The 15,998-nt window shown below is 61.8% G+C and carries 19 protein-coding genes; 7 read left to right on the top strand and 12 right to left on the bottom strand.

Annotated elements, in window-relative coordinates; genetic code table 11:
• Positions 1-70: 70 nt before the first annotated feature.
• A complete protein-coding gene (locus tag NKH05_RS00665) occupies positions 71-481 on the bottom strand; it encodes an SRPBCC family protein (RefSeq protein WP_352590440.1) in 411 nt (136 codons plus the stop codon).
• Entirely contained in the window at positions 478-801 is a 324-nt protein-coding gene (locus NKH05_RS00660; RefSeq protein WP_023716560.1) for an ArsR/SmtB family transcription factor, read from the bottom strand. Before NKH05_RS00660 ends, NKH05_RS00665 begins: the two co-directional genes overlap by 4 nt.
• Positions 802-1,125: 324 nt before the next feature.
• On the opposite strand from NKH05_RS00660, the gene NKH05_RS00655 reads away from it, so the two are divergent.
• The 4 genes from NKH05_RS00655 (at position 1,126) to NKH05_RS00640 (ending at position 2,520) form a co-directional block, all read left to right on the top strand.
• A complete protein-coding gene (locus NKH05_RS00655) occupies positions 1,126-1,368 on the top strand; it encodes a type II toxin-antitoxin system Phd/YefM family antitoxin (protein ID WP_352845763.1) in 243 nt (80 codons plus the stop codon).
• Positions 1,368-1,793, top strand: coding sequence for a type II toxin-antitoxin system VapC family toxin (locus NKH05_RS00650; RefSeq protein ID WP_352855283.1), 426 nt, complete (start codon positions 1,368-1,370; stop codon positions 1,791-1,793). Before NKH05_RS00655 ends, NKH05_RS00650 begins: the two co-directional genes overlap by 1 nt.
• A gap of 99 nt (positions 1,794-1,892) precedes the next feature.
• Positions 1,893-2,123: an AbrB/MazE/SpoVT family DNA-binding domain-containing protein gene (locus NKH05_RS00645; protein WP_023676182.1), complete on the top strand. Its 231-nt coding sequence runs from the start codon at positions 1,893-1,895 to the stop codon at positions 2,121-2,123.
• A complete protein-coding gene (locus NKH05_RS00640; protein ID WP_352482870.1) occupies positions 2,113-2,520 on the top strand; it encodes a PIN domain-containing protein in 408 nt (135 codons plus the stop codon). Before NKH05_RS00645 ends, NKH05_RS00640 begins: the two co-directional genes overlap by 11 nt.
• 64 nt (positions 2,521-2,584) lie before the next feature.
• On the opposite strand, the gene NKH05_RS00635 is transcribed toward NKH05_RS00640, so the two are convergent.
• The 9 genes from NKH05_RS00635 to NKH05_RS00595 all read right to left on the bottom strand — a co-directional run bounded on the left by NKH05_RS00635 (position 2,585) and on the right by NKH05_RS00595 (position 11,610).
• Complete coding sequence (locus NKH05_RS00635) at positions 2,585-3,841, bottom strand: RNA polymerase sigma factor (protein WP_352845761.1); 1,257 nt, start codon at positions 3,839-3,841, stop codon at positions 2,585-2,587.
• A gap of 118 nt (positions 3,842-3,959) precedes the next feature.
• The gene (locus NKH05_RS00630) at positions 3,960-4,328 is read right to left on the bottom strand and encodes a YciI family protein (RefSeq protein ID WP_352482873.1); all 369 of its coding nucleotides are present in this window, start codon (positions 4,326-4,328) and stop codon (positions 3,960-3,962) included.
• Positions 4,329-4,727: 399 nt separating this feature from the next.
• Complete coding sequence (locus NKH05_RS00625) at positions 4,728-5,510, bottom strand: ABC transporter ATP-binding protein (protein ID WP_031193294.1); 783 nt, start codon at positions 5,508-5,510, stop codon at positions 4,728-4,730.
• A gap of 10 nt (positions 5,511-5,520) precedes the next feature.
• The gene (locus tag NKH05_RS00620) at positions 5,521-6,318 is read right to left on the bottom strand and encodes an ABC transporter permease (protein WP_245278504.1); all 798 of its coding nucleotides are present in this window, start codon (positions 6,316-6,318) and stop codon (positions 5,521-5,523) included.
• A gap of 97 nt (positions 6,319-6,415) precedes the next feature.
• Positions 6,416-7,417 carry an ABC transporter substrate-binding protein gene (locus NKH05_RS00615; RefSeq protein WP_352547393.1) on the bottom strand — a complete coding sequence of 334 codons (1,002 nt, stop codon included), beginning with the start codon at positions 7,415-7,417 and terminating at the stop codon, positions 6,416-6,418.
• Positions 7,418-7,632: 215 nt separating this feature from the next.
• Positions 7,633-8,364, bottom strand: a complete 732-nt coding sequence (gene hutC, locus NKH05_RS00610; protein ID WP_353024868.1) for a histidine utilization transcriptional repressor HutC — start codon at positions 8,362-8,364, stop codon at positions 7,633-7,635.
• Positions 8,365-8,395: 31 nt separating this feature from the next.
• Entirely contained in the window at positions 8,396-9,418 is a 1,023-nt protein-coding gene (locus NKH05_RS00605) for a zinc-dependent alcohol dehydrogenase (protein ID WP_352895219.1), read from the bottom strand.
• A gap of 15 nt (positions 9,419-9,433) precedes the next feature.
• Positions 9,434-10,756: a histidinol dehydrogenase gene (hisD, locus tag NKH05_RS00600; RefSeq protein WP_352482878.1), complete on the bottom strand. Its 1,323-nt coding sequence runs from the start codon at positions 10,754-10,756 to the stop codon at positions 9,434-9,436.
• An 80-nt stretch (positions 10,757-10,836) separates the two neighbouring features.
• Complete coding sequence (locus tag NKH05_RS00595) at positions 10,837-11,610, bottom strand: SDR family NAD(P)-dependent oxidoreductase (RefSeq protein ID WP_023716546.1); 774 nt, start codon at positions 11,608-11,610, stop codon at positions 10,837-10,839.
• Positions 11,611-11,807: 197 nt separating this feature from the next.
• On the opposite strand from NKH05_RS00595, the gene NKH05_RS00590 reads away from it, so the two are divergent.
• Entirely contained in the window at positions 11,808-13,868 is a 2,061-nt protein-coding gene (locus tag NKH05_RS00590) for a N,N-dimethylformamidase beta subunit family domain-containing protein (RefSeq protein WP_352590449.1), read from the top strand.
• Positions 13,869-13,923: 55 nt separating this feature from the next.
• Here the strand turns inward: NKH05_RS00590 and NKH05_RS00585 are convergent, their stop codons facing one another.
• Complete coding sequence (locus NKH05_RS00585; protein WP_352964624.1) at positions 13,924-14,778, bottom strand: SDR family oxidoreductase; 855 nt, start codon at positions 14,776-14,778, stop codon at positions 13,924-13,926.
• A gap of 194 nt (positions 14,779-14,972) precedes the next feature.
• On the opposite strand from NKH05_RS00585, the gene NKH05_RS00580 reads away from it, so the two are divergent.
• Both NKH05_RS00580 and NKH05_RS00575 read left to right on the top strand, forming a co-directional pair.
• Positions 14,973-15,260: a winged helix-turn-helix transcriptional regulator gene (locus NKH05_RS00580; RefSeq protein ID WP_353024866.1), complete on the top strand. Its 288-nt coding sequence runs from the start codon at positions 14,973-14,975 to the stop codon at positions 15,258-15,260.
• A 280-nt stretch (positions 15,261-15,540) separates the two neighbouring features.
• Positions 15,541-15,894 (top strand): hypothetical protein, encoded by a 354-nt coding sequence (locus NKH05_RS00575; protein WP_023716542.1) that lies wholly within the window; start codon positions 15,541-15,543, stop codon positions 15,892-15,894.
• Positions 15,895-15,998 lie beyond the last annotated feature (104 nt).

Genomic DNA, 15,998 nt, shown 5'->3' with positions numbered 1-15,998 from the left:
TTGCCTCCATTATCGCCCCGCCATCTGCCGCTCTGTAACAGAGCCCGTGCTTGAATAGCGCCCGCGGACCTCAGTCCGTCCGCGCCAGAACCTGCTCCAGATCGTCAAAGAACCTCGGCCAGCCGACTTTGGCACCCCGGAAGTAAGGCTGCTGATCCGGCCGGAAGCCCGACTGCTCCATGCGCAAGCGGACCCCGGTACTCGTGGGGGTGAGGGTCCAGGAGACGACACTCTTGAGATCCTTGGTATCCCACGTGTAAGTCAGCGTTCTGTTCGGCTCGACCGTCTGGACCTGACATTCGACGGAGCCCCAGGCTGCGTGAAGATTAAAACGGTGGTCCGCGACAGGCTTGAAGTCGTTTTTCATGAGCCACTCCTCGATCAAGTGTGGTTGCGTGAGCGCGCGCCAGATCTTCTCGGGCGGATAAGCGATCTCCCGTTCGACAACGACGGAGAGTGTTTCGGTCGACGTTCGGTTCACTGGTCCATCCTTTTGAGCAGGTCTTCGAGGTCGTCGAACCGGCTCTGCCAGAACCCGGTCATCTGGCTTGTCCAGTCGATCAGGGGGGCAAGCGCAGCAAGCTGCGCGCTATAGTGGGTCTGTCGTCCTGCATGGCGGTCGCGCACCAGCCCCGCCTGCCTCAAAACCCCGAGATGCTTCGACACGGCCGGTTGCGAGATCCCGGCCTGAGCCGTCAGAGCCCCGACCGTCTGCTCTCCTTCGCGACACAGTCGCTCAAAAATAGCGCGCCGAGTCGGATCGGCAAGCGTTCTGAAGAGTACATCGTGAGCGTTTGGCATTGGGATCGATAACCCTTCGGCTATTGATCGATGTATAACCACCGGGATATGTATGAGTCAAGCGGAAAGCGGCATAATTCTCGTTGCAGGAGCGATCACCTGCTTCGCTCACGCAGCCAGTTGCTCATTCGCCTTCGCACGTTAGTGCAAGGATGCCGAGCGACACGATCAGGAAGGCGATCGCCCGTTTCAAGAAGTGGAATGAGAAAATGGTCGCGCCGCGACAGTCGCAGACCTGAGGGTCGGCCTTGTGCCAAAGTACTCTGCGCTGGAATTGTCAAGCGTGATGCGCTATATGACCATCTACATAGTCAGGAGCGTGACATGGACGCGGTCAATCTGGCGGACGCCAAGGCACATCTGAGCGAACTCGTTGACCGTGTCGAGGCTGGAGATTCGATCGACATCACCCGGCGTGGCAAGCCGGTCGCCCGACTCACAGCCGTGGCCCGCCCCCGCAGGCGGATCGACGCCGTCCTGCTCCAATCCCTGACCGCAACCATGCCTCTGCAGGCTCAGGCGGCCGCCGATCTGGTGCGATCGATGCGAGATGGCGATCGCTATTGATGCTCTATCTCGACACCTCGCTGATCGTAGCAGCGCTATCCAACGAAGCCATGACCGCGCGCGTTCAAGGCTGGCTGGCGGAGCAGGACCCAGCGCAACTTGTGATCAGCGACTGGACCATCACCGAGATGTCCTCCGCCATGGCGATCAAGCTTCGGACCGGACAGATGGACCTGGAGCAGCGCGCAGCAGCGCTCGCGATGTTCAACAAGCTGGTCGCCGAGAGCTTCACCGTGCTGCCGGTGACGGGCGGGCATTTTCGGGTCGCCGCGAAATTCGCCGATCAGCATACGCTCGGGCTTCGTGCTGGCGACGCCCTGCACCTCGCGACGGCATCCGAGCATGGCGCCACGGTGCGAACCCTCGACCAGCGGCTCGCCGAGGCAGGACCGATACTCGGCGTGCCGACGCAGTTGCTGGCATAATCAAGGCTCCTTCTTCAAATGCATATGTCCCGAGTTGCCTTGATCTCGACCACTTCTGGATATACATTTCTCTAGCGTATATCTAGGAGAGGAAGTGGCATGCAGGTCGCCAAATGGGGAAACAGTCTTGCGGTCCGCCTTCCCGCCGCTGTGGTCGAAGCGCTTGAACTCAGGGAAGGCGATGAGATCGAAATCCATGTCGCTGACGCCCGCCAGCTTGGCGTCGCGCGGAAGCCCGGGCGCGAGGAGTTGCTGAAGCGTCTCCGCGCCTTCCGTGGTCGGCTCCCCGCTGACTTCAAATTCGATCGGGACGAGGCGAATGCCCGTTAGTTTTTTTGATACCAATGTCCTTCTTTATATCGCGTCAAGCGATACGGCGAAGGCTGATCGGGCCGAGGCGGCCATCGCTGCTGGCGGGGCGATCAGCGTGCAGGTTCTCAACGAACTCGCCAACGTCGCGCGTCGGAAGATGCAAATGTCATGGACCGACACGCATGCGCTGCTGACCACGCTGCGCGGCCTGTTGACGGTTCATCCGCTCACGCTCGAGACCCACGAAACAGGATTGAGGCTCGCCGAGCGGTACAGCCTTTCTACCTATGACGCGATGATCGCGTCCGCGGCGATTCACGCTGGCTGCGATACACTTTTGTCAGAGGATATGCAGCACGGAATGGCGCTCGGCGATGGCTTGCGCATCGTTAATCCCTTTCGCGTTGCGGGTTGATCTCGCTCATTGAAGGCGGCTTTCGGCCTTGCCGAGCGGCGTTTCAGGCACCGAGGGCGATGCTTCAACCACAAGCGTCGGCGCGGGCGAGGAGAAAGGCCGCTTCCCGCGCGTTGCGGGTGAGCTTGGCCGCCGCCTCGAATTCGGCGCGGGCCTCGGCCAGCCGGCCGGCCCGAAACAGAAAGTCGCCCCTCGCTGCCGGCAATGGCGCATAGTTGCGCAGGGCGGCGGCGCCGGCAATCTCGTCTACCAGCCGCAGGCCCGCCTCAGGCCCGAAGGCCATGCTGTGGGCGACCGCTCGATTGAGATCGACCACCGGCGAGGGCATCACTGCTCGCAGCCGGTCGTAGAGCGCTGCGATGCGGGGCCAATCGGTATCGGCCGGACTGCGCGCCCGCGCATGGCAGGCTGCAAGCGCGGCTTGTAACGCATAGGGGCCATCGCCCCCGAGAGCTTCGGCGCGGGCCAGCGCGTCAAGGCCTCGGCGGATCAGCAGTTGGTCCCAGCGTGCGCGGTTTTGCTCGGTCAGGGTCAAGAGGGCGCCGTCCGGCCCGATGCGTGCGGGCAGGCGCGATGCCTGGATTTCCATCAGAGCCAGCAGGCCGAACACTTCGGCATCCTCGGGCATCAGCCCGGCCAGCATACGGCCCAGCCGTTGTGCCTCCAGGCACAGGCCCGGCCGGACAAGGTCGTCGCCGGCCGTGGCAGCATAGCCTTCATTGAAGATGAGATAGATGACCTCCAGCACCGAGGACAGACGCGCCGCACGCTCGGCACCGCGCGGCACCTCAAAGCTGAGCCCGGCCTTTCCGATCGTCTTCTTTGCGCGGACGATGCGCTGGGCGATGGTCACCTCGCTCGACAGGAAAGCACGGGCGATCTCGTCCGTCGTCAGACCGCCGATGACACGCAGCGTGAGCGCCGCGCGGGCGTCGGCCGAAAGTACAGGGTGGCAGGCTGTGAAGATGAGGCCCAGCAGCTCGTCGCCAAGATCGTCGTTGATAGCCATTTCGATCACCTCGGCCGCGCCGTTGCACTCGCCGTCAAGCTCCCGCGCGATCTCCTCATGCTTGCGCCCGCGCATCTTGTCGCGACGGATCGCGTCGATGGCGCGGCGTTTGGCGGCCGTCATCAGCCAAGCGCCGGGATTGGCCGGCACGCCGGCCTTGGACCATTCGGACAGGGCTATGACCAGGGCGTCTTGCACCAGTTCCTCTGCAAGGTCGACATTGCGCACGAGGCGGACCAGACCCGCGATGAGTCGGGCCCGTTCAATGCGAAAAATCGCTTCGATCGCCTGGTGCGTCTCGCCTGCAGTCATGCTGCCTTGTCGGCCAAAGCCATAACGGAGGCAAGCAGATTGCGGCCGACAGTCTCGGTTGCCGCTGAGCTTCTCGCGCGTTCGGTCATGGATTTCCGTGACCTCCGGCATCAGATTTTCATTGCCAATCAGCCATCTCGTACAGCGGCCGGATTTCGATCTCGCTCGGTCCCGGCATGGGATTGGGGCAGCGCTTCACCCAGGCGACCGCCTCGTCCATATCCTTGACTTCCCAAAGCCAAAAGCCGGCGACCAGCTCGCGGGTCTCGGCGAAAGGCCCGTCGATGACGGTGCGGCGGGAACCATCAAACGCAACGCGCTTGCCCTGCGAGGAGGGCTTGAGGCCGTCGGCGTCGAGCAAGATGCCGGCATTGCGCAGCTCATCATTAAATCTGCCCATCGCCTCCATCGCCTCCTTAGCCTCGGGCGTGGGGAGAAAGCCCTTTTCGCTGTCCTCGGTAGCCTTCACGAGCACCATCACACGCATCGTCTGTCTCCTTGTTTGAGCCGGCCTCATAGGCCGGCATCGGAACGACGAACGGAGTTTAGGAAATCGACATTGTCCTGCAAATTTTTTTCGACGGTTGAGGCGCGGGACGCCAATGGCCGCTTCCGGGTCAGGAATCGCGACGGTGCGATATTGAGATTGGGCGCTTGACGGGCGCCCGAGTCACAAGCTCGAACACGAGTTTCATGAACGCCTTGATCGGGCGAAGCTCCTGCTACCCTTCAGACGGCCGCGAATGAACCTGTGAACCGGCTTGTGATCGGCAATCCGTAGCGGCATCAGGCGTCATCCGGCTGAAACTCCGTCTTCCGAGACGATCCCCGCGCCCAGCCGCGTTCGTTGCGCTGCTCTTGGACCTGACACGCATGAGTGACCCGCCTAAACCATTTCGGGACGTTTTGAAGCCTCGCGGATCGCCTTGTGCACGCTGCGCTGCAAATCCATGAAAGCCGGGGTTTCCATGACCTCTTCCCGGCGCGGGCGCTCGATGTCGACATTGAAGGTCTGCATGATGCGTCCCGGGCCGATCCCCATCACAACGATGCGGTCCGACAGGTAGACCGCCTCTTCCACATCATGGGTGACGAAGAGCACGGTGAGCCTGTGCTCCTCCCAGATCTGCGTCAGGAGTTCCTGCATCTGATGCCTGGTCAAGGCATCGAGCGCGCCAAAGGGCTCGTCCATCAGAAGCATTTTGGGTCGATAGGAAAGAGCACGCGCTATGGCCACACGTTGCTTCATGCCGCCCGAAAGCTCAGACGGATAGCGATTGGCGCTGTGCGGGAGCTTGACCAGATCGAGATGCTCGCGCGCTATCCTGCGACATGTCGCGCGATCATGACCCGCGGCCTTGAGGGCGAACTCGATGTTCTGCTGCGCCGTCAGCCAGGGAAGCAGGGTGTAGGACTGGAAAACGACGCCGCGGTCGAGGCCCGGCTGCAGGATCGGCGCGCCATCGATGGCAAGATCTCCCGCGTCAAAATCCTGCAGTCCGGCAACGATCGACAGCAGCGTGCTCTTGCCGCAACCCGACGTGCCCACCAGCGAGACGAACTCGTTGTCGGCAAGATCGAGATTGATATCGCGCAGCACCTCCGTGCGCCGCGCGCCCGTGCCGAAGCTCTTGTGGAGACCTTTGATCCGCAGCTTGGGCAAATTCATCGGCCCGGCCTCATTGCACGTGGCCTTCCTGCCGAAACAGCACTTTTCCCAGTGCCTTCATGACCTGGTCGGTGATGAGACCAAGCACGCCCAGCAGCAGGATGTAGCCGATGATGGTGTTTGTCTGGAAATAACGCTGGGACACGGTGATGCGGTAGCCGAGGCCCGATGTCGCCGCGACAAGTTCCGCCAACACCAGCCAGGTCCAGGCCCAGCCGAGACTGATGCGCAACGTATCCCAGATGCCTGGCAAGGCGCTGGGAACCACGATGCGCGTCAGGATCTTGCGATCCGGCAGCCCGAGCGTCCTGCCAAGACCAATGAAATCAGCGGGAACCCGCTTCACATTGTCCATGATCATCAGCACTTGCTGAAAGAAGGTGCCGATGAAGATGATCAGGAACTTCTGGGCATCGCCCGTCCCTGACCACAGGATGGAGAGGGGCACGAAAGCGACCACCGGCATGTAACGGATGAAATCCACAAGCGGCTCGATGGCGGCTTCCCAGGTCCTGAAACTGCCGATCAGCACGCCAATCGGAATCGCCAATGCCGAGGCGATGAGGAAGCCAATGGAAATACGGTATATCGAGGTCCTGAGATCCAGCCACAGCGTGCCGTCACCCGCGAGCTTGCCGAGTTGGGTCACCACGCTTCCCGGCGAGGGCAGGAAAATCGGCTTTACCAGCCCCAGCCCCGTTGCCGCCCACCAGGCGAGGCCGAGGCCGGCAAAGACGGCCACCGCTATCATCAGGAAGCGCGAGCGTGCGATAGGCGCGCCGATCCCGGAGGATCGGCGACGGCGCATCGGCTGTTTGGTCACCGGCCCCGGTGCTGCGTGAGACGGGCTTGGCTTGGTCGCACGCTGCTCGGACATTTGCGTCACCACCGCGAGCCGGCCCTCGTCATTTCGCGGCCTTGACGAATGACGGGTCGATCATCTGCTCCGGCGTCACGTCCGCCTGAAGCAGCCCGGCGTTCTTGGCGGCCGCCTCGACATCGGCGAATGTCTTGGTGGAAAATTCGCCCGTCAGCGCATCCTTGTTTTCGGCGAGAGTATAGTAACGCACGCCATCAAAGGCGGTGTTGAGGTCTTCGACGCTCGAACCGACCGCCTTGGAGATGATCGCCCGGCCGTCGGGCGTGTCGGCGTTGTAGGCCTTCAGGGCCGCATCCCAGGTCTTGATCATGGCAAGCACCTGGCCGGGACGCGACTCGATCACCTCATCGCGCACCACGAACACGTCGCTGATCAGGCCGGGATCTTCGCCCGCGGTGAAGAGCAGCTTGACATCCTTGTTCTGCGCCCTGGCCGCGGTGAGATAGGGCTCATAGGTAACCGCGACCGGCACCTGGCCAGCGATCAACGCACTGCCGGCATCCGCCGCCGGCATCGGAACCGGCTGGACATCGGCGATGGACATGCCGTTCTTGGCCAGCGCGTATTTGAGCAGGATGTCGCTCGTCGTGCCTTCCTCGAAAGCGACCTGCTTTCCCTTGAGGTCTGCGACGGACGCGATGTCCTTGCCGGCGATCATGGCGTCCGCCGTCATGCTGACGTCGAGCAGAAGCACGATCTTCACCGGCAGGCCGGCCGCAACCATGCCCATGGCCGTGTGGGTCGCGATATTGGCGGCATCGAGCTGGCCGCTGGCCAAGGCGGCGTTGATGTCCTTGTCCTCGGCGAAGTTCACGATCTGTACGTCGGACAGCCCGTTTGCCTTGAACAGACCCTTGGCTTCGGCGACGTGCCACTGGCCGTAGCCAAGCCATGGCTCGATGCCGATCTTGAATGTTCCTGCCTCAGGCGTCGCCGGAATGGTTGTATCGGCCGCGTAGGCCGCCGGGGCGAACCCGACGGCAGCAACCATAACGAGTGCCCGAAATTGTCCTGCTAGGTTACGCATCGTCTTGTTCCCCTTGATGATCAGGCCGCTTTTTTTGAACCAAACATCCGGCCTGGTGAGAATGCGGGCTTCTGCTCTTGCGGCACCGTGCCTCGGCATCTTAGCGTCAGTTCAACCGAAGTGCGACGACACTTCAACGTCAGCAACAGCGGATGTCAAGGCTAAATACATACATGCATATACAAGTCAGACCTCTCTGAATCGCTTCACTGCGATCAGGTTTTTTTGGACGGAGAATACCGACTGCCAAGCGAGTAGCGGCTTCCAACGTAAGTCAGCTTGCTGATCGTGGCAACGACGGCGCCCGTCCATGTCCGGCGATGCAGAAGCAGGCAGCAGCTGCCGGCATCGATGCCCAGATGCCGCGCCGTTTCGGCATCGGCAGGGGTCGCCGAAATGATATGCTCGACCTCCGTCACCGGGGTTTTCGGCATGAGATAGTCGTAGGTTGCTGTCCTGGAAAAATCCTGCTTGTCATAGTCGGGTATCAGGCCCGGGTTGACGAAGCGCTCTTCCAGTTGCACAGGCAGGTCGTTCTCGAAGTTGACGACAATGGAATGATAGATCGACGCGCGCTTTGCGAACTCGAACGAAAGCGCGAGTTCCTTTGTCGGCATGATCTCTTCGAGGACGATAACCGCGGAGCGATGCCTGTTTCCCCGCGCGACAATTTCCGCTGCGATGTTGTTGATTTCGATCAGTGCGGATTGCGGTCGAGGTGGCGCGATGAATGTGCCGACGCCCTGGAGCCGGATCAGAAAACCCGCAGAGGTCAACTCCCGCAAGGCACGATGGACCGTCATCCGAGACACGCCGAGTGTCGCCACGAATTCATTTTCGGACGGCAGCTTCCGATCCTTGCTCCATCGCCCCGTTCCGATGTTCGTCAGGATGTAGTCCTTGACCTTCTCGTAAAGAGGGCTGGCGGTGTCGGGCAAAGAGATCATTTCAAAAATCCTTTCCGGCAATGTTCGGAAATCACACGCGCCCGGCAGACCGCATCCGGATGATTGTTTTCAAGCTATCGCCCTGCCCCGCCAACAGCCGCTCATAGGCTGCGGGAACATCATCCAGACCGATCTCGCGGTCGATCAGTTCGACCATGGGCTCGGTCAATTCGCCGAGCATCCGGATGGCGTCGGGAAGCTCATCTGCAAAGGCGTGGCATCCCAGCAATGTGATTTCGCGTTCAACCAGGATGTTGGGATCGATATCGAGGCGCCCATGGAATATGCCGACCATCGCAACGGTGCCGCCGGCATCGAGAACGCCGAGCAGCTGGCTGAGTGCTGCGATACTGCCGGTCGCTTCGACGGCAGCGAGCAAGGGGGCATCCGCGGTCGCCGCGGCAATGGCGTCCCGGTTCAAGTCGACGATGCTGGCGTCTGTCACCCGCGCCACCCGGGCGCATCGGCCAGGGTTGCGATCGGCGACGAGCACGGTACCTGCGAAGGTTCGAGAGAGCAGCAGCGCGGCAAGACCGCCAATGGTGCCGCAGCCGACGACAAGAACGGAGCCGACCGTTTTCGGCAGACGCCGCACTGCATGCAACGCTACAGCCAGCGGCTCGGCCATCGCCGCGACCCGTTCGTCAAGCGCGGTATCGACGACGTGCAGCAGGCGTGCGGGCAGGACCGCTTGTTCGGCAAATCCGCCGTCGCATATTTCGCCAACAAAGCCCAGCGACGTGCAAAGATGCCGCCTGCCTGCATGGCATTGCGCGCACTCTCCGCACCAGAAGCGGGAATCGGCGACCACTCGGTCGCCAACAGCGACGGTATCCACGCCCTCGCCGATGGCGATCACCGTGCCTGTCAGTTCATGGCCTGCCGTCGAAGGCGACCGGCTTATCCACTGGCCCGTGCGGAAGTTGTGGAGATCGGAACCGCAGATGCCTGCGGCATCGACCCTCAGCTTCACCCAGCCCACCTCGGGAGCGCCTGGCGCGGCGATGTTCTCGACGCGCAAGTCGCCGGGTCCATGGAGTCGTGCCGCCCTCATCATCATCGTTTCCGCTCAGCCGGCGAGATAGCGATCGCGGATCTCCGAAACCGCGTTCTCGTGCGAGCTGAACCCTTCGTAACGGGCGAGCCTGCGGGCATGCAGTGCGAGTTCCGGATAGGCGGCCGAGGTCACATAGCCGACTGATGATCTCTTGACGAAATCCGTCACAGAAAGCGGTCCGAAGGTTCGCGCCCACCGGCTGGTCGGCAGCACCGCATTGGGCCCGAGGACGAAGTTGGCGAGGGTCACCGGGGTATGCGGCCCCATGAGGATCTCGGCGGCTTCTGTGATACGTCCGAGATGCGCAAATGGCTCCGTTGACAGAATCTCGAGATGCTCCGGCGCATAGTCGTTGATGAAGCGGTAGCTGTCCTCCAGCGATTCGGTCAGCACAATACCGCCGCGTTTTCCGGTGAGCACGGCGCGCGAGAACTCCACGCGCTGTTCGGTCATCCGGGACCAGTGTTCCGGTATCGCAATCAACGCGGCTTCGGCGACCTTGCGGCTGTGCGTCACCAGATAGGCGGACGAATCCGGCCCGTGCTCGGCCTCGATCAACAGGTCAAGAGCGGCCAGGCCGCCGTCGATGCTGTCATCGGCAAAGATGATCGCTTCGGACGGACCGGCGGGGAGACCCGTGTTGACGATCGGGGACAACACGCTCTTTGCCGCCACTACCCACGGGCTCCCCGGTCCGACGATCTTGACGGCGGGCTTCACAGTCTCGGTTCCATAGGCGACAGCGGCAACCGCATGGGCGCCGCCGCACTTGTACACGGTCTCCACGCCGGCGAGGCGGGCGGCAACCAGCGTCGCGGCATCGACGGAACCATCCGAAGTCGCAGGCGTCACGATCGCGATCTGCGGAACCCCGGCAATCACCGCCGGAACCGAGGTCATCATCGTCACCGAGGGGAAGGCGCCTTTGCCGCGCGGAACATAAAGCGCAACCGAAGCGATCGGTGTGTATCGGTCACCCGCATAGGCGCCAGGCCGAACTTCCTTGAGCCACATCGTCTCCGGGCGCTGCTCCTCGTGGAAATGCCTTATGTTCTCGATGCCAAACCGGATACTCTCCACGACATCCTTGTCGACCTTGTCGAATGCCGCATCGAACTCCGCTTCCGAAGCTTTCAGTCCACCGTCGGCAACATCGGCTTTGTCGAGCTCGCGCGCAAACCGGAGCAAGGCCGCGTCACCTTCATTCTTGACGGCCTGGATGATTGGACGGACCTTTTCGATGAAGGAAGACAGATCTCCTTCGGCGCGTTTAAGTAAATTGGCGCGCTGATCGACACTGAGGGATGACAGGCGGTGGAAGCTGACGTCAGACATGGCGGCTCCTTTTCTTAGTACGCAATCACGGTTAGCGCTTGTCGATCACTTCTGGGACACGTCTCCAGTCCCTGAAGCCTTCAAATCGATGCGAGAAAGCCTCCATCCACGGGAATGGACTGGCCCGTTATGTAGGCTGCCGCATCCGAAGCGAGGAACACCGCGATTCCGTGCAGGTCCGAGAGATCACCAAAACGGCGCTGCGGAATCTTGGCGAGCATCGATTGCTGCCATGCCTCGTTGCTGTAGAACACGTCTGTCATCGCTGTCCTGAAATAGCCAGGCGCGATGGCGTTGACCCGGATCCCGAGATCGGCCCACTCCGCCGCAAGCGCCCGCGTCATGCCGAGGAGGCCTGATTTCGACGAGCCGTAAGGCACCGCCGTGGGAATCCCGACCTCGGAGGTCAACGAGCAGAGATTGATAATGACGCCGGGCCGTCCGGCGTCTCTCATCTGCCGCGCGGCGGCTTGGGCGCAGAAGAAGGCGCCTTTGAGATTCGTATCGACAATCCTGTCCCACAAGGCCTCGTCGACATCGAGCGAGGGGCGGACCTCTTCCACACCCGCATTGTTGACGAGAATATCGAGACCTCCGAGCAGGCTGCCGGCCTCGGCTGTCGCCGCCCGGCATTGGTCGACATCGGTGACGTCCAGGGCGATGGCATGCGCGGCCCCGCCGGCAGTGCGGATGGCGGCCACCGTCTCCTCGAGCGAGGCCACGCTGCGCGCCGTGATCGCGACGTCGGCGCCGGCTGCGCTGAGCGCCTCGGCGATGCTGCGCCCGATGCCACGGCTTGCGCCGGTTACAAGCGCCTTCCTGCCTGACAGGTCGAAGAGAGATGCGTTGCGCATGTCATCCTCCTTGGTAATGTCGCGCTTGGACCGATCGCGTCGAGACTATCCGAATGCAGCTTATCTATACAAGCATGTACATCATGGCGGTAGTGCGCCATGCGGAACTTTGCTTGTCAGAGCGGCAGCGTATTGGCCGGCATCGGACCGGTCTGCGCGGTTCGCCGCAGCCCATCTGGAGTTCATCGGGAGGATAGATGAAGCGCGCAGTAGACCACGACGCGATGAGCGTGGTTGGTTATACCACCCCCTGGAGTGCCAAAGCAGGCCAGCAGATCAACCTCAGCCTGTCATGCGATCGGCCGATAAAGGCCACACGAATTTGCCGACTCGACAAGCCGGCTCCGGAATTTCTGGCCTGGCCCATCGAAGCGGTGGGTGAACCACGGCATCGGCATTTCGACCAAGGGTCGTTCCTGTTCGTGCGAGCCGGCGAACTGGCCAAAGTACAAGCCGTCCACGGCATTCGTTTTGAGCTGTTCCTCACGCGCAACGGAGGTGCGCGTACGATCCTGGAAGCAGGCGCCCTCAAGCTGCGCCTCCGCGACGGCGCATTTGCCCTGGAAATCGGCGGCGAAACCTTTGTCGAGAGGAAGGCGCCAACTGGTGTGTGGCTCACTGTCGAGTTGGATCTGCGGCAGGAGCAGCCGCGTCTGCGGATCAAATCGCATGATCTCCTCGCGCCTTACGAACTTCGTGAAGGTTTTGGCAGCCCTGCGCGGAACCTTCAAGCGCACGGCATCCATTTCGGCGCAAGTGCTACTCACCACGAACCTACCCTCAACGCGAAATTTGCCGCGATCCGGCTCGAGACACCGCAGGGGACCATTGCCTGGGATTTCCCGACGCTGTTACCAACGCAGCCGATCCTGTCGTCGGGCAGAGCAGATCCGCTGCTCCTCGATGTGATCAATCAGCCAGCCTTCTGCATGACTTCGGCACGCTGGGACGGATCGAGCTTCGAACCTCGCTTCGTGCCGTCGCACTACGACGCTATCCATTGCCACGACGACGACATCGGCCCGCTTGAGTGGCCGGCATCGCACTGCGTGACAATCCCTGAAAACGCACGCCCAGGCGTCTACGCGTTCCAGATCGAATGGGAGGATAGCTACGAACGCGTGGTGTTCTTCGTCACCTCATCACAGGTTTCGTCGCCGCTGTTGTATCTCGTGCCGACGGCCACCTATCTCGCTTATGCGGACGAATATCTCCCAGATCATCTTTATGAATGGAAAAGCGACGACCGGGGACATCGCTTCGCGGTCGCCAACAATCTGAAGTCTCTTTACGACTACCACTCCGACCTTAGCGGCGTTTCTATCTGCTCCTACAAAAAGCCGAAAGTGACGCTCAGGGACGATTACGATTATCCCCTCTGCGGCTGCCCACACAATTTGCCGGTCGATCTGCACTTCCTCCGATTCTGCCACGACAATGGAATCGTGTTTGACGTCATGACCGATCATGATTTGCACGAATGCGGTATAGACGGTCTGCGTGGACACCAAGCGGTCGTCACCGGCAGTCATCCCGAATATATGTCGATCGAGATGGAGCAGGCGCTGCGGCAGTTTGTGGCCGAAGGCGGCAGCATCGCCTATCTCGGCGGAAACGGCTTCGCCGCCACTGTGGCTTTCAAGGACGATCTGATGGAGCTGCGGCGCTCGCCGCTGGAGGCCGGCCGCACGTGGGACGGCCCGGTCGCCGAACAAGCGCTGTCGATCACCAACGAACCAGGCGGCTATCTCCGCTCCCGTGGCCGCGGCGAATTCTCGCTGATCGGTGGCGCGATCTCACTGATGGGATTCGAAGGCGCACGCCCCTTCACGCGCACTGACGAAAGCCATGAAGCAGGATGCGCATGGCTGTTCGAAGGCGTTGAAAATGCGACCTTCGGTTCGGACGGCATCGTGCTGGGCGGTGCCGCGGGCTACGAAGTGGATGCGACGGATCCAGCCCTCGGCACATCCGCGGACACCGTCGTGATCGCGCGTGCGACGGGATTTCCCGACAGCTTCTTCCAGGATCCGACGCGCTGGTGCGAGGGCGGGGATACGCAACGCATCGCCCGCCGCTGCGCCGAAATGACCCTGCGAAAGCTCGCAGCAGGCGGCTTGATCTTTTCGGCAAGCTCGGTTGCCTGGTGCGGCGCGCTGCCAGCCGCAGGCGCCATGAACGATGTCGGCAGGATCACGTTTAATCTGCTTAACCGCCTCGGCGCGACGAAAGGAGAACCCGGCCGAGAAAATCGATAAGCTGATTGGTCTCATTACGAGAAAGACCGCATCCTCAAGTCGCTGAGCCCAGCCTTCAACCGCGCAATGCGGCCGCGACGAGGCTTTGCATCGAAGTGGTCGGACGACCGATCAGCCGCCCGAGGGCGCCTCCGTCATCGAACAACGCTCCGCGTGAGGCTGCGGCGTCGGTATCGGCCAGAAGCGCAGCGAGGTCGGCCGGCAGCCCGGCCCCCGCCAACACATCCTGATAGGCGGCTTGGGAAAAATCGTTGTAGGCGATAGCCTTGCCCGACTGCCGCGAGACCTCCGCCGCAAGCTCGGCGAGCGTAAAGGCTTGGTCTGCGGCGAGCTCGTACGTCTTTCCCGCATGGTCGTCGGTCGTCAGCACCACGGCTGCGGCCTCGGCATAGTCCCGCCGCGCTGCGGACGAGAAACGCCCGTCTTTCGCGGCGCCGACGAAGGCGCCGTGCTCCAGAGCCGCCGGAAGCGCCAGCAGATGGTTCTCGGTGTACCAGCCATTGCGCAGGATGACGGCGGGAACGCCCGAGTCCGCGATGACCTCCTCCGTCTGCCGGTGCTGGATTGCGAGCGTTGCGGAAGACGTGTCGGCATGCAGCATGCTGGTGTAAGCGATCAGCGAAACTCCGGCGCGTTGGGTTGCCTCGATCACCGCCCGATGCTGCGGCAGGCGGCCGCTGACCTCGGTCGACGAAATCAGTAGCAGTTTCTGGACGCCGGCGAAGGCCGGGGCGAGCGTGTCGGGACGGTCGTAGTCCGCCTCCCTTACGATCACACCGAGCTCCGCCAGATCGCTGGCCTTTGCCGGATTGCGAACCGCCGCGACGATCCGGTCGGCGGGAATGGTCTTCAGCAGTGCCGCGATCACGAGACGGCCAAGCTGTCCTGTTGCTCCAGTTATTGCATACATCGTTCAGTCCATTTCGTGGTTGTGTGATTGGAGAGCCTTCGAATAGCGGCCATCGTTACCATTGGAAACCACGTATCTTGCGGTTACCGCCATTTTCCGGTAACCAACTGGAAACTCCTCGAGAAGGGTGTGCGATGGTTCTCAAGGCGCGAAAGAAGGTGAAGGCTCCCCCCGGCTGCCCCATGTCGAGATGCATGGCGCTGCTTGGCGGCTGCTGGACACCCGAGGTGCTCTGGTCCCTGAGCGAAGGCCCGCGTCGGTTCTCGGAACTCCGCCGCGATATCCCAGCCGTTTCGGCGAAGGTACTGACCAGCAGACTGCGGGATCTCGAGGAGCGCGGCGTCCTCGGTCGCAACGTGATGGCGACCTCGCCGCCGACGGTGGAATATGAGCTGACCTCGTTGGGGCAGGAGCTGCTGCCGGCTATCAGGTCTATCGTGGAGGTCGGGTCGCGCCTGCCGCACGGTGATTCTGTTCTTTAGAGAATCGCGAGCACATCAGAGAATCGCGAGTTTGTGGCGTCGACACTACTTTCGGCCTGCGCTTAACAGCGAGGATGACGCTTGATGTGCGTGTTGATCTGGTGGTGGAGCAGTTCCGCCCGCCCAGGTCAGCGTTCAAAATAGATGGCCAACCTTAGCCTCGGGTCATCATTTCGGACTGAAAGATACGGAGCGCCAAAGGGTGGTAATGCGCAGTGACTTGGGCCCTCCAGGAGTCTAAGCTAGCATGCTTCTGCCACCACGAAGAAAAAACCGCCGCATGCCCCGCTTTCTTGCCGTCTACACCATGAAGCCCGAAGACCTCGCCCGCTTTCGCAGCCTGCCTAAGCCCGAGCAGGATACGATTGATGCCGTCGGCTTACAGCTGTGGGCGGACTGGGAGGAGAGAAATGCCGCATTTTTCCCCGATCGCGGCGGCATGGTCGGTAAGACGAGGCGCGTTACCAGGGACGGCATCGCCGACGCCGTGAACCCTTTCTGCGGCTATATTGTCGTCGAGGCCGATACCATCGATGCCGCCGCCCGCCTGTTCGAGAACCACCCGCATTTCACCGTCTTCCCAGGAGACGGCGTGGACATCATGCCCTTCCTCACCGACCCTGCTCCGACTTGAACATCCGCTAATCGCTTGCGATTTACCAGAAGGGGCGGCCGGCAACGCAGCCCACTCGGTCTCCCCTTGCACGCCGCCAGCCCGCCTGTTAAATACTGAACCAT

This window comes from Mesorhizobium sp. M1399, assembly GCF_040317735.1.
In the GTDB taxonomy this organism is placed as follows: domain Bacteria; phylum Pseudomonadota; class Alphaproteobacteria; order Rhizobiales; family Rhizobiaceae; genus Mesorhizobium.
Note: the sequence above shows the minus strand (reverse complement) of the source record. Positions and strands in the feature narration are given on the sequence as shown.

Coding starts and splice junctions, on each gene's coding strand:
- NKH05_RS00660 (WP_023716560.1), bottom strand. CDS start 801: ATGCCAAACGCTCACGATGTACTCTTCAGAACGCTTGCCGATCCGACT.
- NKH05_RS00655 (WP_352845763.1), top strand. CDS start 1,126: ATGGACGCGGTCAATCTGGCGGACGCCAAGGCACATCTGAGCGAACTC.
- NKH05_RS00650 (WP_352855283.1), top strand. CDS start 1,368: ATGCTCTATCTCGACACCTCGCTGATCGTAGCAGCGCTATCCAACGAA.
- NKH05_RS00645 (WP_023676182.1), top strand. CDS start 1,893: ATGCAGGTCGCCAAATGGGGAAACAGTCTTGCGGTCCGCCTTCCCGCC.
- NKH05_RS00640 (WP_352482870.1), top strand. CDS start 2,113: ATGCCCGTTAGTTTTTTTGATACCAATGTCCTTCTTTATATCGCGTCA.
- NKH05_RS00635 (WP_352845761.1), bottom strand. CDS start 3,841: ATGACTGCAGGCGAGACGCACCAGGCGATCGAAGCGATTTTTCGCATT.
- NKH05_RS00630 (WP_352482873.1), bottom strand. CDS start 4,328: ATGCGTGTGATGGTGCTCGTGAAGGCTACCGAGGACAGCGAAAAGGGC.
- NKH05_RS00625 (WP_031193294.1), bottom strand. CDS start 5,510: ATGAATTTGCCCAAGCTGCGGATCAAAGGTCTCCACAAGAGCTTCGGC.
- NKH05_RS00620 (WP_245278504.1), bottom strand. CDS start 6,318: ATGCGCCGTCGCCGATCCTCCGGGATCGGCGCGCCTATCGCACGCTCG.
- NKH05_RS00615 (WP_352547393.1), bottom strand. CDS start 7,417: ATGCGTAACCTAGCAGGACAATTTCGGGCACTCGTTATGGTTGCTGCC.
- hutC (WP_353024868.1), bottom strand. CDS start 8,364: ATGATCTCTTTGCCCGACACCGCCAGCCCTCTTTACGAGAAGGTCAAG.
- NKH05_RS00605 (WP_352895219.1), bottom strand. CDS start 9,418: ATGAGGGCGGCACGACTCCATGGACCCGGCGACTTGCGCGTCGAGAAC.
- hisD (WP_352482878.1), bottom strand. CDS start 10,756: ATGTCTGACGTCAGCTTCCACCGCCTGTCATCCCTCAGTGTCGATCAG.
- NKH05_RS00595 (WP_023716546.1), bottom strand. CDS start 11,610: ATGCGCAACGCATCTCTCTTCGACCTGTCAGGCAGGAAGGCGCTTGTA.
- NKH05_RS00590 (WP_352590449.1), top strand. CDS start 11,808: ATGAAGCGCGCAGTAGACCACGACGCGATGAGCGTGGTTGGTTATACC.
- NKH05_RS00585 (WP_352964624.1), bottom strand. CDS start 14,778: ATGTATGCAATAACTGGAGCAACAGGACAGCTTGGCCGTCTCGTGATC.
- NKH05_RS00580 (WP_353024866.1), top strand. CDS start 14,973: ATGGCGCTGCTTGGCGGCTGCTGGACACCCGAGGTGCTCTGGTCCCTG.
- NKH05_RS00575 (WP_023716542.1), top strand. CDS start 15,541: ATGCCCCGCTTTCTTGCCGTCTACACCATGAAGCCCGAAGACCTCGCC.